Source organism: Pelatocladus sp. BLCC-F211, from assembly GCF_041928655.1.
Classification (GTDB): Bacteria; Cyanobacteriota; Cyanobacteriia; order Cyanobacteriales; family Nostocaceae; genus Pelatocladus.
In genome coordinates, this window is sequence record NZ_JBHFLM010000154.1 from 1 (window position 1) to 16,455 (window position 16,455).

The following is a 16,455-nucleotide window of genomic DNA, read 5'->3' on the forward strand; positions in this document are numbered from 1 at the left end:
GGATTTATACTACCAGGGTTCTGGATCAGGAGTTGTCCACTTGACCTACTTCGTTTTTTATCTGTGCGCTTTACCGCTAAAAACATAATATCATCAAAGTCGTCCTTCTAGGACGAGGCTTTAGACCCAGGTTTTTGGTAACAAAGTAATAGCTTCTGATGATTGTTCAGTCGTCATCCTGTTACGCCGTTCAGCCACCAGTAGCACATTCGCAATCTCCAACGACCAAATACCTGGTACAAATGCCTCACAATCCGGCATCATTGCCAATAACGCATTAGCGTAATCGTTATTTTCATCCACTAAACACCAGCTAATTGCTACAGAACAATCCAAAACAAACTGCATTAAAATCTTCGCCCCTCTTCAATCATGGAGCGGATTGAGGTTTTATCCAACGCAACTTCTTGCTGCAATTGTCGCATTCTGGTAATTGCATTACTTATTGATTTTTTCGTCGCGGATTTTCCCCAAGCGTTATAGCGCGGCTGAGTTTCTTCTGATTGCGGAACTTCTGCATTGGGTAATGGCTGCACAACCACCACCACCTCAACAGAAGTATCTTTAAAATCAGTGGGCGTTTCAATTTGCAATATACCATCTGCTCCTATATGCGCTCGTAACTTCATCGTTTCCATGTCTTTCTCCATAACAAAATGCTCTTTATCTTAACCTCCTACAAATGGGTTGGGGAGGGATTCTTTATTATTTTTGCAAGAGGTCTATTCGTTATTAATTGTTACAAATGACAAAGGACAAAGGACTAATGACTAATGACTCATTTAAGCTGAAAGCTGTTAGCTGAATGCTGAAACGCGATGGAATGGCACATAACTGATGCTGAGAGTTTAGCAATAATTGATAGCGAAATTGGCGATCATGTCTTTTCACCTGCCGAGTATGAAATTGTTCGGCGGGTGATTTATGCTACTGCTGATTTTGAATATAAATCTTTGATTCGTTTTTCTGAGCGTGCTTTGCAAGCTGGGGCAGCAGCATTGGCTGCACGTACAACTATGATCGTAGATGTGCCGATGGTGCAAGCAAGTATTAACTACGAGATTCAAAGTACTTTTGCTAACCCAGTGTATTGCAGCATCGATACACTTACTCGTCCTCAAAAAGAAAAAACTCGTGCAGCTTGGGGAATTGAAACCTTAGCTAAACGTTATCCTGAAGGCTTATTTGTCATCGGTCAAGCCCAAACAGCTTTATCTACACTAGTTGATTTAATCGAAGCAGAAGAAATCAGACCAGCGTTGGTAATTGCAACACCAGCAGGTTTTATCAACACAGATACTGATAAAGAACGCTTGCGAGATTCTCTAATACCAAGCATTACAATTGACAGTCGCAAAGGTGGTGCATTAGTCGCAGCTGCGATTGTTGAAGGTCTAGTAGATTTAGCTTGGCAAGCTTACGGGAAAGCGAGGTGATTGGGGATCGGGGATTGGGCATGAATCAGTTAACAGTTAACTGTTAACTGTTAATAGTGAGCAGTTTAATTTGATAACTGATAACTGATAACTGATAACTGATAAGTCTGCCTTGTCCCTGATCCCCAATCCCCGATCCCCGATCTCTATTCCTCCAAGGGACGACGTCTACGGGGTCTTTCTGAGGGGCGATCGCGTAAACGGCGACTCATTTCAGGAAAATAATCTCGCCGCAAATAAGGATAATCATTTACCCATAAATCGCGACTGGGAATATAAAGATCGGTGATTTCTTCAATTCTGCTCAAATCTGGGCGATTTGACATTACCACCATTTCTACTTTCTGACCACGTGCAATCACTTTATATTCAACCCGTAATGGTGCTACAAGTTGAGCTGTAAATCCGGTTTCGTCACCCACTTCTAGATTGATGCGCTTTTCTCGGTTTTCTACTATTACTAAATCACCTTTGTTGTCAACGGTTTCTTGTTTACCAATCAATTCGTCTGTAATCCACCAATCCAAAATCCGACCACGGAAAAACCCACTGTATTTGTAACGGCGACATTTGGCATTCCGCATACTAGCCCAGAATATAGGCCCCCATAGCCAGTAAAAAGCACCAATTACTCCTAGCAAAAATATAATTGGGCCAAAACCAGGTATGGTAAAAAGTCTTGCTAGGACATAAACACCTGCAATGACCACAGAAATTAACAGCCTCTGTAAAAAATCTGGAAATTTTCCCCAATAATATTTGTACTGCTGACTAGTGGCAATTAAGGGGACGATCTGATTAAATTTTTGGCGAGTCAGTGGGACAAGCATTCGGGTTTTGGATTTTGGATTTTGGATTTGAGATTTTGGATTTTAGATGAAAAACTTAGAGTATTTTCTCTAATCCATATACTAACGACTTTAACTGCAAGACTTTGCGAATTGCTAGTAGTACTCCTGGCATATAAGCAGCGCGATCGCTTGTGTCATGTCGCAAGGTATAAATTTGACCAGGTGCGCCAAAAATGACTTCTTGATGAGCAATTAACCCTGGCAAACGTATACTATGAATTCTAACGCCTTCGTCTGCAACACTCCCCCTTGCCCCTGGTAATTTCTCTGTTTCTTTAACTACTGCCGGGTTAAATGTTTTACCCATTTCTGCTAACATTTGGGCAGTTTGAATCGCAGTACCACTAGGAGCATCAGCTTTTTGGTTATGATGCAGTTCAATGATTTCTACGTGGTCAAAATACTGAGATGCTGTGACTGCGGCTTGTTGTAACAGTACCATACCAATGGAAAAATTAGGAATCAGCAGACATCCTGTACTAGCTTTATCAGCAAAAGCTGTCAAATCTTGAATTTGTTCGGAACTTAAGCCTGTAGTACCAACAACTGGACGAATACCGTAGGCGATCGCACTCCGAATATTGTCATACACACAATCAGGATGAGTAAAATCTACAATCACCCCTGGTTGCATGTGTCTTTCACCAGCTACATAACCCAGCATCGGTTCCAATTGATTGGTAATTGGTACTTCCAAAGGTTCACTTAAACCAGCCAGTTCACCTGCATCTTGACCTTGCTGTTCTGGACTTGTATCAATAGCACCCATAAGACTCATATCAGATGCTTGTGCTACTGCTTTGACCACCTCGCGCCCCATTTTACCAGCAGCACCATTCACAATTACAGGGATCAGATTTTGACTCGTCATAGCTTGAATTATGCTTTTATACCCAACAAGGGAATTGTAGGAGAATTTGGGGTGGTTAGCAGATAGGAGCGAACTCTACCTTAAAGCCGCACAAAATCAGTCTACGCCCGTACATGTAGTTAGTGGCTATAACAAGTTTTGATTGAGCAACACCAAAATTTGATACCAATTTCTGTAGAGACGCGATTTATCGCGTCTTTACCAAGGATATGTTGCAATCATTAATTGAATTAGTATGAGTTATCGATTTTGATGTTCAATGAACGGACGCACAACCAAATAGCCAGCACCAAAACCCAAAAATATGATCAATACCATCATGAAAAAGAACCACCAACCATTTACTTTTTCTGATTCTGGTTCGCTGCTGGAGTAGGCGACGACTTCCTGCTGTTCTATCAGCACTTGTTCTGACATGGATAGAGGAATTTCCATTTCTGTATAGACAACGGGTGGACGTGGATGAGGCTGCTGGCGCGGTTGTCCTTTTTTTGCTTGAGGTTTACTAGTCTTATTTCCCTGCTGTTTACTAGCACCAGGAGTCGTTACCTGTTGATTGCTTTTTGTCGGATTCCCTGGAAATTCTTTGGTTTGGGGAAATTTTTGGGGTTCCTCTGGTGGTTTTTGATTATTGCCTATTGATGTTGATGGAGATACCGCCTCTACGTTTGTTGTCACTTGAGTTTGGGGAACCTGGTGAGATTTAGACTGACTAGAAGCATCAAGTAATTTTTGTAACTGTAAAACAGACTGGATTGCTTTGGCAATTTCTTCCCGTAGAAGTTGATTTTCTTGAGTGACTTGTGCTTGTTGAGCAGTCAGGGCGTTGATTTTTGCCTGTGCGGCTTGTAATTCTGCTGCCAAATCTCGATATACAGATAAGGGTACAGAGGGTGAATAATGCTGAGTAGTCGTACTAGGGGTATGACTATAAAAAGAGCCGTTAGCTGTTCGCATTTTTAGTTTAAAAGCAAATAATGATACAAACTAAGCCCAAGAATAATAGAAAAATTCTCTGAGATCAAAGATTTGATAATTTAATTTTTGTTCGATGGCTGATTAAATCAGTAAATCAAGTTTGTGTAGGTTGGGTTAAGCGCAAGCGAAACCCAACATTTCCAAGACTTTGTTGGGTTTCCCAAAGCCTCAACCCAACCTACATTTCTTTTTACTTTTAACTTTTAACTTTTTAATTTATAAAAATGTCCAACCGGGCCTTGCCCTTTACCAATATCTAAGGCGTAGGATAGAGCATTTGTAACATATGCTTTTGCCTGCTGCACGGCTGTAAATAAATCATTACCACGCGCCAAATTAGCAGCGATCGCAGCTGATAAAGTACAACCAGTTCCGTGAGTGTTTTTTGTGTCTACCTGTTTCCCACTCAAAGTCTCCAATTTTTGCCCATCAAACCAAATATCCACACCGCGTCCACTTCCTGACATTCCCCCACCTTTGACTAACACCACCTGGGCTTGGAATTTATCATGAATAATTTGGGCAGAGTCGCGCATATCATCCAGGGTATTAATTTCTAAACCGCTCATTATTTGGGCTTCGTAGCGATTTGGTGTGGCGATCGCAGCGAGAGGTATAAGTCTATGGCAAAGTATATTCACAGCCTCATCGTCTATTAATTGCGCTCCCGCCCGTGATACCATCACCGGATCAACCACTAAATTTGGAATATCTAAAGCTTCTATCTGCTGGGCAACAGCTGCAATAATTTCTTTGTTTAGCAACATTCCTGTTTTTGCTGCTTGCACGCCGATATCATCACATACAGCTTGGATTTGGGCAACAACCGCCTCTGGTGACATCGCATCAACCCGCATCACACCCAAAGTATTTTGGGCTGTCACACAAGTAATCGCACTAGTACCGTGGACACAATGAAAAGCAAAAGTCCGCAGATCCGCTTGAATTCCTGCACCACCACCACTATCTGAACCAGCAATAGTTAAAGCCACAGGTATACGAGATATTGTTTTGGCGTTCATAAAACCTCGCAGTGTTTCTTTCGGTAGGGTGCGTTACGGCTTCGCTATCACGCACCATGTTATATCAATACGGTTCGGATAAGACAAATCGATTGGATGTTATCAGGACTAGCCCTTTCAAGGTGTGACATACTTTTGTTTGTGTCTACCCTTACGGGAAGCCGCTAGCGCGTCTATGTGTCTTGGTGGTTAAAAAATCGACTTTTAAAACACCAAGACACCAAGACACGAAGGTGAAAAGACCAAAAATCGGTATTTTTGTGAAGATTTTTACACACCTTGAAAGGGCTAGTCCTGGTTATATCATGTGTCGGTGATAGGTAATTGGCGGATTTACTAAATAAGTAGGTAGGCGAAAAAATTTATAACTATGTAACGAAAACTTAACCATAGGCATTAGAGTTAAATTTTACACGTTGGGTACTATAGTTTCCTTTTTCTCCCCTAGCTTTCACACCATCAATGACCGCATAAGCAAGGTCTAACTCATCATCAAATATTTGCCCAGATAGTTCATCTTTTTTTAGGTGTTGCCACTCCAATTCAATTGGAGGGATCTCCAAATAATAAAATGCCCAGCCGTCGCTTTCGCCTTAAGGGCGAAAGCGCCTAAATCCTTGGGCTTGGCCAAAATATATTTAATACGGCTGGGCATTTTATTACTTGGAAGTGCCGGATTCATTTCGGAGCAGTATTTTGGTAAAAAGAAAATGTACAAACCCATGTACTCCCACTTTTTCCATAACTGCTGAACTTCCTTGCATCTATGTATGGGACTGTTGTCTTGTACTATTACTCTCATACGTCCAGCCTTTTGGGCTTCAAGCGCTTCTTGCTCCATCATCTGGATGTAAGATTTGCGATTGACACCTCCAATTACCAGACCGTAAACAAAACTAATCAAAGGTTGAAGAAACCCAATAATACTTAATCTGCGACCACGACGTTTTGTTTGCTCTAAGGCCTTTCCAAATAATAAAATGCCCAGCCGTCGCTTTCGCCTGAAGGGCGAAAGCGCCTAAATACTTGGGTTTGGCCAAAATATATTTAATACGGCTGGGCATTTTATTACTTGGAGATCCCTAAGCGTTTCTGCTCACCTTTAAAGTAATAGGTATAACCCGGTTCGCTCCATACACAAAACCCTGATTCATCCAAATATTTTAGGTCTATGTCTCCCGCAGCAGCAGATAATTCCAATATATCTAGGTCTGCTTGCTTGCAAGCTCGTGCTATCGGGTCTTGCTTCCCTTTGTGACTTTTCCTTGCTCGCTTCCAATTGACCCCCTTTTTTTGAGTACCCGTCTTAATCTGTCGGGACTCAGTTTCACATTGCGATCGCGTTCTAATTTTTGCGTCAGTTGAAGACTATTGTATGTACGTGGTTCTTCTTTGAGGCATTTTTCCAAAAACACTATGTCAACTTCAGTCCATTTTGGCTTTCTGCCTCGTCCTGGTAGCTCCCAAAGCCCTTCCAGCCCCAGTTTATCCCATTTGTGCAAAACCTCTCTTACCGTTTGAATAGTCAACTTAAAGTGAGCAGCTATTTTCTCCACGTACCAGCCATGTGCGTTCAGCCTAATTATTTCTGCTCGGTCTTTGACCTTCTGTGACACTTCTGCTGTTCTCAGATTTAATAAGGTTTTGTTTTGCTCAGGAGTTAAAAATACTCTTAGACGAGCGCCCATACTTTAAGTTACCTCGGTAGATGCATTCTCCGTGTTTATTTATCTTTACATAGTTTGGTTTTTTTTTGCCTACCTACTTAGTTGCGATCGCACTGAGAAGCACTGAGAAGCACTGGGAATATAAAAATTCTCACTTCAAACCTCAACATTCTTGTTTCAAACTAAAACATTCTCACTTCAACCCCCAACGTTCTTGTTTCAAACTAAAACATTCTCGTTCAAAACCCCAACGTTCTCGTTTCAAACTAAAACATTCTCACTTCAACCCTCAACGTTCTTATTTCAAACCCCAATTTTCTCGTTTCAAAGCTCAAACTTCCAATCGCCATAGCATTACAAGCTCCCCGACTTTTGAGAAGTCGGGGAGCTGGCTTGCTCGCGATATATTCCTTCTACCTTTGACCTCGATTAATATCATCACAGAGATGCTTATCCTCATCACTCAAATTAACATTGGGATTCTTCAAATAAAATTGCAACCAATTACAACCCCGCACCAACAACTCATCTAAGCTCTCCACATTCCACAACCGTGCTGTACCGTCATATGATGCAGTGGCGAGATATTTGCCATCAGGGCTGAAACTCACACTTGCAATACTGCTTTGATGACCTTTGAATTCCTTAATTAGCTCACCGTTGAGGTTCCACAACCGTGCTGTACCGTCATATGATGCAGTGGCGAGATATTTGCCATCAGGACTAAAATTTACGCTATTGACTATGCTCTGATGCCCTTTGAATTGCTGGATTAATTGACCATTAAGGTTCCACAACCTCGCTGTTTCGTCAAATGATCCGGTAGCCAGATATTTACCGTCGGGGCTGAAACTCACACTTGTGACACTGTAGTGATGCCCTTTGAATTCCTTAATTAGCCCACCGTTGAGGTTCCACAACCGCGCTCTCTGGCTGGTTTGAGTAACTCTTGATTAATTGATTCCAAAAATTCCTGAATAATCTTGCCACCCCGCACTTTAGCAAAGTCAATATAATATTGCCTATCTTCAGCTTTGCTAACAACCAAAGTTTTACTAGGGTTGCAAGCTTGAAAAAACCTTGGTAAATCGAGTTTCATCAGTTACCAGTTATCAGTAATTATACAAATGGCAAAGCTGTGATTTTGGAATTGAGGGTAGAGGAATGGGGAAGGCGATCGCACTATCGCAATCCTATATGATTTATGAGAATCACAAAGCTTAGATACCCGACTTTTTAGAGAAGTCGGGTATCTAGGCTCTCACCTTCTCACCCCGAATCGAATAATCTAACAACTCCATCGGATGCATAATTGCAACATCCTTTCCTTGCAACTCCAGATGCTTTTGAATCTGCAAACTACAACCCGGATTTGGTGAAGCAATCAAATCAGCACCAGTATCTAACAAATTCCGTACCTTTTGTCTACCCAACTCCTCAGCAACATCCGGTTGCAACATATTGTAAACCCCCGCACTACCGCAACAGATCGCTGCATCTAAAGGTTCCTTCAACTTCACCCCTGGAATTTGCTGTAATAACTGACGTGGTTGCACACTAATCTTTTGTCCGTGTAACAAATGACAAGCATCTTGATAAACCAAATTCAGAGGTTTACTAGCCAACGGTGACAACTTTGTTGTTAACCCAATCGTTGCTAAAAACTCTTGTGCATCCCTTACCTTCGCTGCAAACTCTTGTGCTTTCTCCCGATACTCTGGATCATCCTGCAAAATATGCCCGTATTCTTTCAAAGTATGACCACAACCGGCAGCATTGATAATCACATAATCTACACCAGTATTGGCAAAACTATCAATCATTTGCCTAGCCAAAGCCTTAGCTTGTTCAGTTTGTCCTTGGTGTTCTGGAAGCGCCGCACAACAACCTTGAGACTTGGGAATTACCACCTCACAACCATTCGCCGTCAACACCCGTACTGTTGCTTCATTCACAGACGAGAAAAACAAGCGTTGTACACAACCCAAAATCATCCCAACTCGATAGCGCTTCTCACTCCGCGCTGGAATCACATCGGGTAAATTATCCTGAAAAGACTCTAGCGTAATCTTCGGTAAAATCGACTCCATCGCCGCCAACCGAGGCGAGATATTCTTCAATAACCCAGTCGCTCGCACAAACTTAGCAAAACCCAACCTCTGATACACCAACAAAGGTACTAATAAAATCCGTAAAGCATCAGGATTAGGAAACAAAGAAAATATTAACTGCCTAACCAACCGATCCGCCAAACCACGGGAATAATTTCTCTCAACCTGATGACGAGTCGCCGAAATCAACTTGTCATACTGCACTCCTGAAGGACAAGTCGTCACGCAAGCCAAACAACCCAAACAAGAATCAAAATGCTCAACACTCGCCGTATTCAAAGCAATCTCACCCTCATTAATCGCATCCATTAAATAGATACGTCCCCTCGGAGAATCCATCTCCTTACCAATCACCCGATAACTCGGACAAGTCGCAAGACAAAACCCACAATGCACACAGCTATCAATCAACTTCGGATCAGGTGGATGACTTGGATCAAACCCCTTTAAATTCTTCACACTCGCCGTCTTCTCAACAGAATCTTCCGAAACCTGCATAATTCTCCCCTCTGACTTGGTGTCTTGGCGTCTTGGTGGTTCTACTTCCTAAATCCCACCCACAAACCGACCAGGACTTAAAATATTCTTCTGATCAAACTGCAACTTTATCCGTCGCATCATCTCCCCAGCATTGCCAGTGTAACCCCAGACATCAAACCTTTGCTTCACCCCCACAGGCGCAGTCAAAATCGTCAGAAACCCTCTATGATTTTCACAGAGCGATCGCACCTCCATCAATCCCTGCTCATCCTCAAACCGCAACACCCCCAAACCACTAGCAATGTGAATCAAACCCTTTTGCGCCTGCTTTAAAACCTCAACCCCCGCAGTTGGTGACACTCCTATTTTGCAAGTAATTGCCGACTCAGCGCTACCAAAATACATAGATTCTCGCAATCTTTGCCATAAATCAGCTTCATCAACCCCCCCATACATCGCCCCTTGCAAACCCAAATTTTGCCCAACTTCCACCAACCGATTGGACTGTTCCTTCACACTTTCAGCAATACTTTGGAACCTTGCAATCAACCCCATCCCTGTACCCAAACCCAACTCAGATACCAATTGGATTGAAACTAAATCAGCCTGAGTAGGTGTTAACGCCGAACCACGCAGAATCGCCGCAGCTTGTGATACATCCTCCGCCCTACCCGTCAGTACAACCGTTGCAGAGATTTCCGGGATTGGATACACACGAAACGTAACTTGACTTATCACGCCCAATGTGCCGTAGGAACCTGTAAACAATTTCATCAAGTCGTATCCAGCGACATTTTTCACCACTCGTCCCCCAGCTTTGGCGACTTGTCCATCAGCACGGACAAAAGTAATTCCTAGTAATTGATCACGCACACTCCCGTAACGCTGTTTCAAGGAACCTGTATCAGCAGTTGCAACAATTCCACCCAAAGTCGCTGATGGTGTGACTGGATCAAGGGCGAGAAATTGGTTAGCTTTGGCTAAAATTGCTTGGAGTTCAGAGAACTTCATTCCCGCTTCTGCTGTCACCGTTAAATCACCAACAGCATGATCAATCAGTTTATTCAGGCGTTCTGTGCTAACTACAACATCAATCCCCTTAACTAAACCACCCCAACTGAGTTTACTACCGCTACCACAAGGAAGAACACGCCATTGATTGCGGTTAGCCTCCCTGATCACCTGTGCTAGCTGTTCGGTAGTCTCAGGATAGACGATACAATTAGGAGGAGTTGGAGAAGCGATCGCCTGTAAGATAAATTGCTGCTGAGATGGTGCTAAATTTTCCCAAGGATAGAAACCATTTTCACCAACGATAGAAGCAAGACTAGAAGTACGGATACGCAAGGGGACTTGTTCGCTAGGCATTAGCTTTAATCAATGTTTGTCTCCATGAAATACTGTACCTCAGACTCTTATGCACCGCTACTTGGCATTTGCACATTCTGTCTTCTTGTACTAATTATATTTGTGGTGCTAATGGATGCAGGGTCAAGGTTATGAGAAGAATGAATGTTGAACAGTTGCTGAGAAGATATGCTGACGGGGAGAGAGATTTTACTGGAGTTGAAATTGTTGAATTCAGACTCAGACATTTGACTGAAATCAACTTGAGTGGAGCGGATTTTAGATATGCCAATTTGCAAAAATTAGTTCGCTATACCGAAGGTATCAAATTGGATTTTAGTGGTGCAAATTTACGCGGATTAAATTTAGAATATGCTCATTTTGAACATGCTAATTTCCAAAAAGCTGATTTAAGTTACACGGATATGTGGTGTGCGGCGCTTCATGCTGCTGATTTAAGTGATGCTGATTTGAGTGGCGCAAAATTACATGAAGCTATTTTTTATAAGGTGAATTTGAGTCGAGCAAATTTTAGCGGCGCTCATTTGCTTGATACTCATTTTGATTATGCTGATTTGACTGAAGCTAATTTTAGTTATGCCCGCAAAGTTAATTTTGGCAATGCTTATTTACAGGATACAATTATGCCTGATGGCAGTCTTGGCAATGTTTCTAGGCAAATTTGAGTAAATTGGATGATTTGTGCGTTTATAATATGTAGAGACGCAAAATTTTGCGTCTCTACACAAACCGTATTGTCCCTACAATTACACGTTTACTATCTCTCTTGTTTTTTCAGTTGTGTAATTGCTTATTTGTTCTTTTCCTGTAATTAATCTGGCGCCACGATTACGAGTGAAGTAATTCCAACCCCACTGAATCATCACCATTAGTTTGTTGTCAAATTCAATTAAGAAGTAAATATGAACTAATAACCAAAATAGCCAAGCTACAAAACCTGTAAATTTGATAAAACCTAAATCTACAACGGCTGAGTTTTGCCCAATGACTGCTAAACTACCTTTGTCAATATAATAAAATCTTGGCAATGATGTTTGACCCTGAAGTTTTTGTTTAATTAGTGAAGCAACGTACTCTCCTTGTTGCATCGCTACGGGTGCGACACCAGGTAAGGGTTTACCGTTTTGATGAGCAAAATGAGCTAAGTCACCAATGACAAAAATATTCGGATAGTTGTTAAGACTCAAATCTGGTTCAACGATAACTCGTCCGGCGCGATCGCATTCTACACCTGTTTTTTGCGCCAACACTTTCCCTAGTGGTGAAGCTTTCACACCTGCTGCCCATAATACTGTTTTGGCATGAATCTGTGATATTTCTTCACCTTGTTTGATGGTGACGAGATCATTGTCGATATTTGTCACTAAGGTTTTTGTCTGTACCGTCACACCCAAGCGCTGAAGAGATGTTTGTGCTTGTGCTGATAATTCTGGGGCGAATGGTGGCAAAATCCGATCTAAACCTTCAAGTAAAATAACTTGGGCTTCGGTGGTGTCGATATTGCGGAAGTCTTCTTTCATTGTGTGGTACGCTAATTCTGCGATCGCACCAGCTAATTCCACACCTGTAGGGCCACCACCAACAATTACAAATGTTAACCAAGCACGGCGCAGTTGTGGATCGGTTTCTTTTTCCGCAGCTTCAAACGCCATAAAAATCCGATGACGCATTTCTATTGCATCTTCCACTGTTTTTAAACCAGGAGCAAATGATTCCCATTCATCTTTGCCAAAATAGGAATGTTTAGCACCTGTAGCCACAATTAACGTATCGTAGGGTATGACTTCATCACCCATGACAACTTTTTGCGCTTGGGGATCAATATCATTCACTTCCCCTAATAGCACTTTTGTATTCTTACTCTTGCTGAGAACTGAACGCAGTGGGGAAGAAATATCAGCAGGCGATATTGCACCTGTCGCAACTTGATACAAAAGCGGTTGAAAAAGGTGAAAATTGCGTCTGTCTATAAGGGTAACATCTACATTCCCATGATTAAGTGATTTTGCGGCATAAAGTCCGCCAAAACCGCCACCAATAATCACTACCTGATGGGGTGGTTGAGTCTCTGTCGTGTTCGTCATAAGTTTTGCTTCCTTTTGTTGATAATCATGCCACTATTCTTAACAAATTTTTACAAATTTGTTCACCTGATTCTGTTTATTTTTTACATTTTAAGTTTTGTAAATGTAGTCAATTATACAAATAAAAGGTAATGTAAAATACATTTTAACTTTGTCTTGAGGCTGTGATCAGAGTGAAATTAATTATCAAAAAAGGCTTTAATAATTACTAAACTTTATTTGTTGTGTTGTTTCATAAAGTTATGGAACCTACGTAAAAACTCAGTCTTTGAGTGATGATCTGCAAAATTTTTCTAATTTACATTTTCGTCAAAAGTGCATAACTTAGTTTTATGCAACCCAAATAAACAAATGGAAGAGAAGCTAAACCACGTCTACTTTGAGAACTGTAGTTTTGTAGGTTGGGTGTAGCAACAGCGAAACCCAACATTATAGTCTGATTAATGTTGGGTTACACTCCGTTCCACCCAACCTACATAATGTCCTTTTTGAAAAACTCCTCTTTTCAAGATGGACGAGGTTTAAGTTATTAAAACTTAGCTTTTATTTAGTTTCTGAGATCGGATTTCACGCACTTGAGTCAATGCGTAATTCCTAATCATAGAGATATATCATTTACCATGAGTTTTTTTATGCAGATTCATCGTGATAAATTTCAAGACTTTGATCACAGTCCAGATTGTCAACTTTATGGAAGAAAAGTTGATCCAAGCAATGGAATAGAAGAATATTTGTTGATTGCTCCTCTTGATCTTGTGAAGATAAAACAGTCTGATAACAGTGCTATATTTCTTCCAAATTTCAAAATTCCTCAGAACCAAGTCTCCGTTTTAACTACTGGTGGTGGTAATGTCGGTGTTATTCGTGAATTTGACTGGTCATTGATCAATCCTAATGGCAAACCAGTTGTATATATTCAACCCCATAAGAATTTTCCTCTTCATAAAATATCTGATGTTACCCAAGATAAAGATTCTCAGCCAAATGTTAGTGTGGGCGAGTCTATTATATTAGAATTTGATGGTTCACAGATTAAAGGAACTGTTAAAACAGCACAGCCAGAGAAACAAGCTTTTGGTGATTTTTCTTCTATAGTTGAAGTTTTTCAAGTAAAATTTGAGCAACATTTATATACTTCACATCATGGTTCACGAGTAATTATTAGCAGTAGTAAAAAATCACTAGGAATGCTGATTGCTACTCAAAATCAAAGTGATGGAACATCCCTTGCAAATGTGTTACCTGCTCATCTTATTTAAAAATTTCAAACCATGGTAAAAATTGAAAATACTCAAATTCCATGAACATTAATTGAATAAAAAGTAAGGTGTGAGTTGACATTTTATGTTACGTCGTATTGTTTTTGTATTTATCTCATTGTTCCTAAATATTGTAGAAATTCAATTTGTACAAGCACAAACTCAAACTAATCAACAAACTCAAACACAAAATTCACAAACTCCTAATAATAACCCAAACAATAACACAAAGCCTGGACTAGAGCCTGAACCAGACTTACTTCCAAGAGCTATCAGATTATCAATCGTGAATGGCGTAATTGAGTATTTGCAAAATACTAAACGAGTTACTATCGGATTGGAATGGTCTTTATTACCTGCTGATGAAATTTTATTAGAATCAGCAAGAGAATACTATGAAAAATATGAACCAGTGACCTGTTCAATTCGTAATGATCACCTTGGTAAGTCAAATAAGTGGATTGAGAATCTGTCTGAAAAATGTCAACAACGTTTGCGTGAAGCATTAATGGTATCGGATCTCAAAACTTTAAATTCTGATCCAAATTCTCAGACAAAATTTCAAAAATATTGGAATCCGGAAGAAAATGGAGATGGTGTCCAGCTAGTTAGACAAGGAGCAGTCACAGCATCGGAGTATTTTGGTCTGCTGCGAGATAATATCCAAATTACAAATTTATTGAAGAGTAACGGTATTTCCTATTCTTTTGATGTTAGTGGAGCAACACCCCAAGGACAATTTCCTCGCATTAGTGATCAAGATATTACTTGGGATATGAAAATTTATAGGTTTGCTGTTGCACGTCCACAGAATCAACCTATATATATTTATCGCTTTGTTGTCAAAGCTATTATAGAACCATTTAATCTCACTTTTGTGAAAGCGGAAAATACAAAAGCTGATTTGAATATTGCTATCAGTTTTAAGAAAGGGGAAGAAACAGTAGGATTAAGTAATCTTAAGCTAATTGCTTCACCCATTCCAATAGAAATCCAAATGGAAAAAGGTCAACAAACAAATTTAAAAAAATTAGAAGACGCTAAAGCTTTTACACAATTAAATACGGCTTTGAGTTTTTTCGGTAGTCCTGATTTAAGTCAAATAGTGAGTAATAATTTTTTGGGAGGGACTAGTAATACTAGCATTATTACAGGTGGCTTGATTAACGATAAAGTAGCACAACCAATAGTTGGAGTTAATCTGGATCTACTAGATTTAGGTAGTTCTAAAGCAGGTGGTTTACTCGGAATAGGAATAACTGATAGTAATTCTCTTTATATTGGGCCTAGTTTTCAGTATTCTATTCTTACCTTGTCGGCTGGTGCGAGAATTTTTGACAAAAAAGACTCTACGAGAGTAGAGCCAGCAGGTGTTATATCTTTTGATTTATCTCAAGTAATTGGTGGTAAACAACAAAATGAAAAGATTGATCTTGATAAGAGTAAAACTGGTGGAGACTGGGGAAAAGCCAGTGAAGAAATTGTCAAGGATTTAGCACTTGTTGATTGGGGAGTCACCCAAAATCCGAACATTCAGCAATCTTTGGCGCTGGTTAGAGAAAAAGATTGTACAGGTAATAAAATTCAACCCAATGAATATGCTGAACTTCCAATTAAGATTACGGCAGGAGAAAAACCAAGCTTGAAGTTCATACCTCAAGGTATATACAAATATCAAGGATTAGATAAATTACCACTTATATATGCATTACATGATGATGGTGTCCCCGTAGACAAAAATGCCGAAATTAATTTCTGTTCTACTGGAGAACAACCAACAGTTCAAAGGATTCGTTTGAGCGTAGAAATGATTAATCCAAGTTAAAAGTTAAAAGTAAATATGTCGGATTGTCCGAAGCAAGTGCAGACACACTACGACGCGCACATGCGACTCATCCGCTTACCTGGTTGCAAATCGAATACTCACTCCTCAGTCGTGGAATTGAAAATGAAATTCTCCCGACTGTGCGGGAATTGGGTATTGGCGTCACAGCTTACGGTGTACTCTCGCGGGGTTTGTTGAGTGGTCATTGGTCAAAAGACCGTTCCCAAACAGCGCAGGATTTCCGCAGTCATTTACCGCGCTTTTCTGGAGAAAATCTGGAGCGGAATTTGTCGCTAGTCGAAGCACTCCGCAGTATTGCAGAAGAACAGAATGCGACTGTTGCACAAGTGGCGATCGCTTGGGTGTTAAGCTGTTCCACACCTAATTTGCATAAAATGTAAACTGGATAAACTCGTGAAGCTACTACTATGCCTGCTCAAGGATACTTGAATCAATCACAGAAAGAAAGTTTACAGAAAGCTCTATCAGAAAGTAACAATCCA

The 16,455-nt window shown here is 40.6% G+C and carries 15 protein-coding genes and 3 pseudogenes; 5 read left to right on the forward strand and 13 right to left on the reverse strand.

The genetic code is table 11. The annotated features are described in order from the left end of the window. Positions 1 to 120 precede the first annotated feature (120 nt). Both ACE1AT_RS19140 and ACE1AT_RS19145 read right to left on the reverse strand, forming a co-directional pair. Entirely contained in the window at positions 121 to 348 is a 228-nt protein-coding gene (locus tag ACE1AT_RS19140; RefSeq protein ID WP_374871147.1) for a type II toxin-antitoxin system VapC family toxin, read from the reverse strand. Beyond that, the gene (locus ACE1AT_RS19145; RefSeq protein ID WP_374871175.1) at positions 348 to 638 is read right to left on the reverse strand and encodes a hypothetical protein; all 291 of its coding nucleotides are present in this window, start codon (positions 636 to 638) and stop codon (positions 348 to 350) included. Before ACE1AT_RS19145 ends, ACE1AT_RS19140 begins: the two co-directional genes overlap by 1 nt. Before the next feature lie 180 nt (positions 639 to 818). Between ACE1AT_RS19145 and ACE1AT_RS19150 the strand changes: the two genes are divergently transcribed. After that, on the forward strand, positions 819 to 1,436 hold the full coding sequence (locus tag ACE1AT_RS19150; RefSeq protein ID WP_374871149.1) for a precorrin-8X methylmutase: 618 nt from the start codon (positions 819 to 821) through the stop codon (positions 1,434 to 1,436). A gap of 146 nt (positions 1,437 to 1,582) precedes the next feature. Here the strand turns inward: ACE1AT_RS19150 and ACE1AT_RS19155 are convergent, their stop codons facing one another. The 10 genes and pseudogenes from ACE1AT_RS19155 to ACE1AT_RS19200 form a co-directional block, all read right to left on the reverse strand. Then, positions 1,583 to 2,266, reverse strand: coding sequence for a phosphate ABC transporter permease (locus ACE1AT_RS19155; protein WP_374871151.1), 684 nt, complete (start codon positions 2,264 to 2,266; stop codon positions 1,583 to 1,585). 55 nt (positions 2,267 to 2,321) lie between these two features. Then, on the reverse strand, positions 2,322 to 3,158 hold the full coding sequence (gene dapB / locus ACE1AT_RS19160; protein WP_374871153.1) for a 4-hydroxy-tetrahydrodipicolinate reductase: 837 nt from the start codon (positions 3,156 to 3,158) through the stop codon (positions 2,322 to 2,324). Positions 3,159 to 3,398: 240 nt separating this feature from the next. Further along, positions 3,399 to 4,115 carry a hypothetical protein gene (locus ACE1AT_RS19165; RefSeq protein ID WP_374871155.1) on the reverse strand — a complete coding sequence of 239 codons (717 nt, stop codon included), beginning with the start codon at positions 4,113 to 4,115 and terminating at the stop codon, positions 3,399 to 3,401. Between the two features lie 224 nt (positions 4,116 to 4,339). Next, positions 4,340 to 5,158 carry a bifunctional hydroxymethylpyrimidine kinase/phosphomethylpyrimidine kinase gene (gene thiD / locus ACE1AT_RS19170; RefSeq protein ID WP_374871157.1) on the reverse strand — a complete coding sequence of 273 codons (819 nt, stop codon included), beginning with the start codon at positions 5,156 to 5,158 and terminating at the stop codon, positions 4,340 to 4,342. Positions 5,159 to 5,831: 673 nt separating this feature from the next. Then, positions 5,832 to 6,119 (reverse strand): annotated as a pseudogene (locus ACE1AT_RS19175) (transposase); the annotation flags it as partial. Positions 6,120 to 6,390: 271 nt separating this feature from the next. Next, entirely contained in the window at positions 6,391 to 6,846 is a 456-nt protein-coding gene (locus ACE1AT_RS19180) for a transposase (protein WP_374871159.1), read from the reverse strand. 392 nt (positions 6,847 to 7,238) lie between these two features. Next, entirely contained in the window at positions 7,239 to 7,745 is a 507-nt protein-coding gene (locus tag ACE1AT_RS19185; protein WP_374871161.1) for a WD40 repeat domain-containing protein, read from the reverse strand. Positions 7,746 to 7,794: 49 nt separating this feature from the next. Further along, positions 7,795 to 7,924, reverse strand: a pseudogene (locus tag ACE1AT_RS19190) (ATP-binding protein); the annotation flags it as partial. A 154-nt stretch (positions 7,925 to 8,078) separates the two neighbouring features. Further along, positions 8,079 to 9,434, reverse strand: a complete 1,356-nt coding sequence (locus ACE1AT_RS19195) for a (Fe-S)-binding protein (RefSeq protein WP_374871163.1) — start codon at positions 9,432 to 9,434, stop codon at positions 8,079 to 8,081. 48 nt (positions 9,435 to 9,482) lie between these two features. Further along, on the reverse strand, positions 9,483 to 10,784 hold the full coding sequence (locus tag ACE1AT_RS19200; RefSeq protein WP_374871165.1) for an FAD-binding oxidoreductase: 1,302 nt from the start codon (positions 10,782 to 10,784) through the stop codon (positions 9,483 to 9,485). 140 nt (positions 10,785 to 10,924) lie between these two features. Here ACE1AT_RS19200 and ACE1AT_RS19205 point away from each other — a divergent pair, with 140 nt between their 5' ends. Then, positions 10,925 to 11,449, forward strand: coding sequence for a pentapeptide repeat-containing protein (locus tag ACE1AT_RS19205; RefSeq protein ID WP_374871167.1), 525 nt, complete (start codon positions 10,925 to 10,927; stop codon positions 11,447 to 11,449). Between the two features lie 81 nt (positions 11,450 to 11,530). Here the strand turns inward: ACE1AT_RS19205 and ACE1AT_RS19210 are convergent, their stop codons facing one another. After that, positions 11,531 to 12,868, reverse strand: coding sequence for an NAD(P)/FAD-dependent oxidoreductase (locus ACE1AT_RS19210; protein WP_374871169.1), 1,338 nt, complete (start codon positions 12,866 to 12,868; stop codon positions 11,531 to 11,533). 632 nt (positions 12,869 to 13,500) lie between these two features. On the opposite strand from ACE1AT_RS19210, the gene ACE1AT_RS19215 reads away from it, so the two are divergent. The 3 genes and pseudogenes from ACE1AT_RS19215 to ACE1AT_RS19225 all read left to right on the forward strand — a co-directional run. After that, complete coding sequence (locus ACE1AT_RS19215; RefSeq protein ID WP_374871171.1) at positions 13,501 to 14,127, forward strand: hypothetical protein; 627 nt, start codon at positions 13,501 to 13,503, stop codon at positions 14,125 to 14,127. A gap of 85 nt (positions 14,128 to 14,212) precedes the next feature. Beyond that, positions 14,213 to 15,952, forward strand: coding sequence for a hypothetical protein (locus ACE1AT_RS19220; RefSeq protein WP_374871173.1), 1,740 nt, complete (start codon positions 14,213 to 14,215; stop codon positions 15,950 to 15,952). A gap of 20 nt (positions 15,953 to 15,972) precedes the next feature. Further along, a pseudogene (locus tag ACE1AT_RS19225) lies at positions 15,973 to 16,353 on the forward strand (aldo/keto reductase); the annotation flags it as partial. Positions 16,354 to 16,455 lie beyond the last annotated feature (102 nt).

Bases quoted from the DNA above. Each gene is read 5' to 3' on its own strand.
- ACE1AT_RS19140 (WP_374871147.1), bottom strand. From the start codon at position 348: ATGCAGTTTGTTTTGGATTGTTCTGTAGCAATTAGCTGGTGTTTAGTG.
- ACE1AT_RS19210 (WP_374871169.1), bottom strand. From the start codon at position 12,868: ATGACGAACACGACAGAGACTCAACCACCCCATCAGGTAGTGATTATT.
- ACE1AT_RS19165 (WP_374871155.1), bottom strand. From the start codon at position 4,115: ATGCGAACAGCTAACGGCTCTTTTTATAGTCATACCCCTAGTACGACT.
- ACE1AT_RS19145 (WP_374871175.1), bottom strand. From the start codon at position 638: ATGGAAACGATGAAGTTACGAGCGCATATAGGAGCAGATGGTATATTG.
- ACE1AT_RS19220 (WP_374871173.1), top strand. From the start codon at position 14,213: ATGTTACGTCGTATTGTTTTTGTATTTATCTCATTGTTCCTAAATATT.
- ACE1AT_RS19150 (WP_374871149.1), top strand. From the start codon at position 819: ATGGAATGGCACATAACTGATGCTGAGAGTTTAGCAATAATTGATAGC.
- thiD (WP_374871157.1), bottom strand. From the start codon at position 5,158: ATGAACGCCAAAACAATATCTCGTATACCTGTGGCTTTAACTATTGCT.
- ACE1AT_RS19195 (WP_374871163.1), bottom strand. From the start codon at position 9,434: ATGCAGGTTTCGGAAGATTCTGTTGAGAAGACGGCGAGTGTGAAGAAT.
- ACE1AT_RS19205 (WP_374871167.1), top strand. From the start codon at position 10,925: ATGAATGTTGAACAGTTGCTGAGAAGATATGCTGACGGGGAGAGAGAT.
- ACE1AT_RS19180 (WP_374871159.1), bottom strand. From the start codon at position 6,846: ATGGGCGCTCGTCTAAGAGTATTTTTAACTCCTGAGCAAAACAAAACC.
- ACE1AT_RS19200 (WP_374871165.1), bottom strand. From the start codon at position 10,784: ATGCCTAGCGAACAAGTCCCCTTGCGTATCCGTACTTCTAGTCTTGCT.
- ACE1AT_RS19215 (WP_374871171.1), top strand. From the start codon at position 13,501: ATGCAGATTCATCGTGATAAATTTCAAGACTTTGATCACAGTCCAGAT.
- dapB (WP_374871153.1), bottom strand. From the start codon at position 3,158: ATGACGAGTCAAAATCTGATCCCTGTAATTGTGAATGGTGCTGCTGGT.
- ACE1AT_RS19155 (WP_374871151.1), bottom strand. From the start codon at position 2,266: ATGCTTGTCCCACTGACTCGCCAAAAATTTAATCAGATCGTCCCCTTA.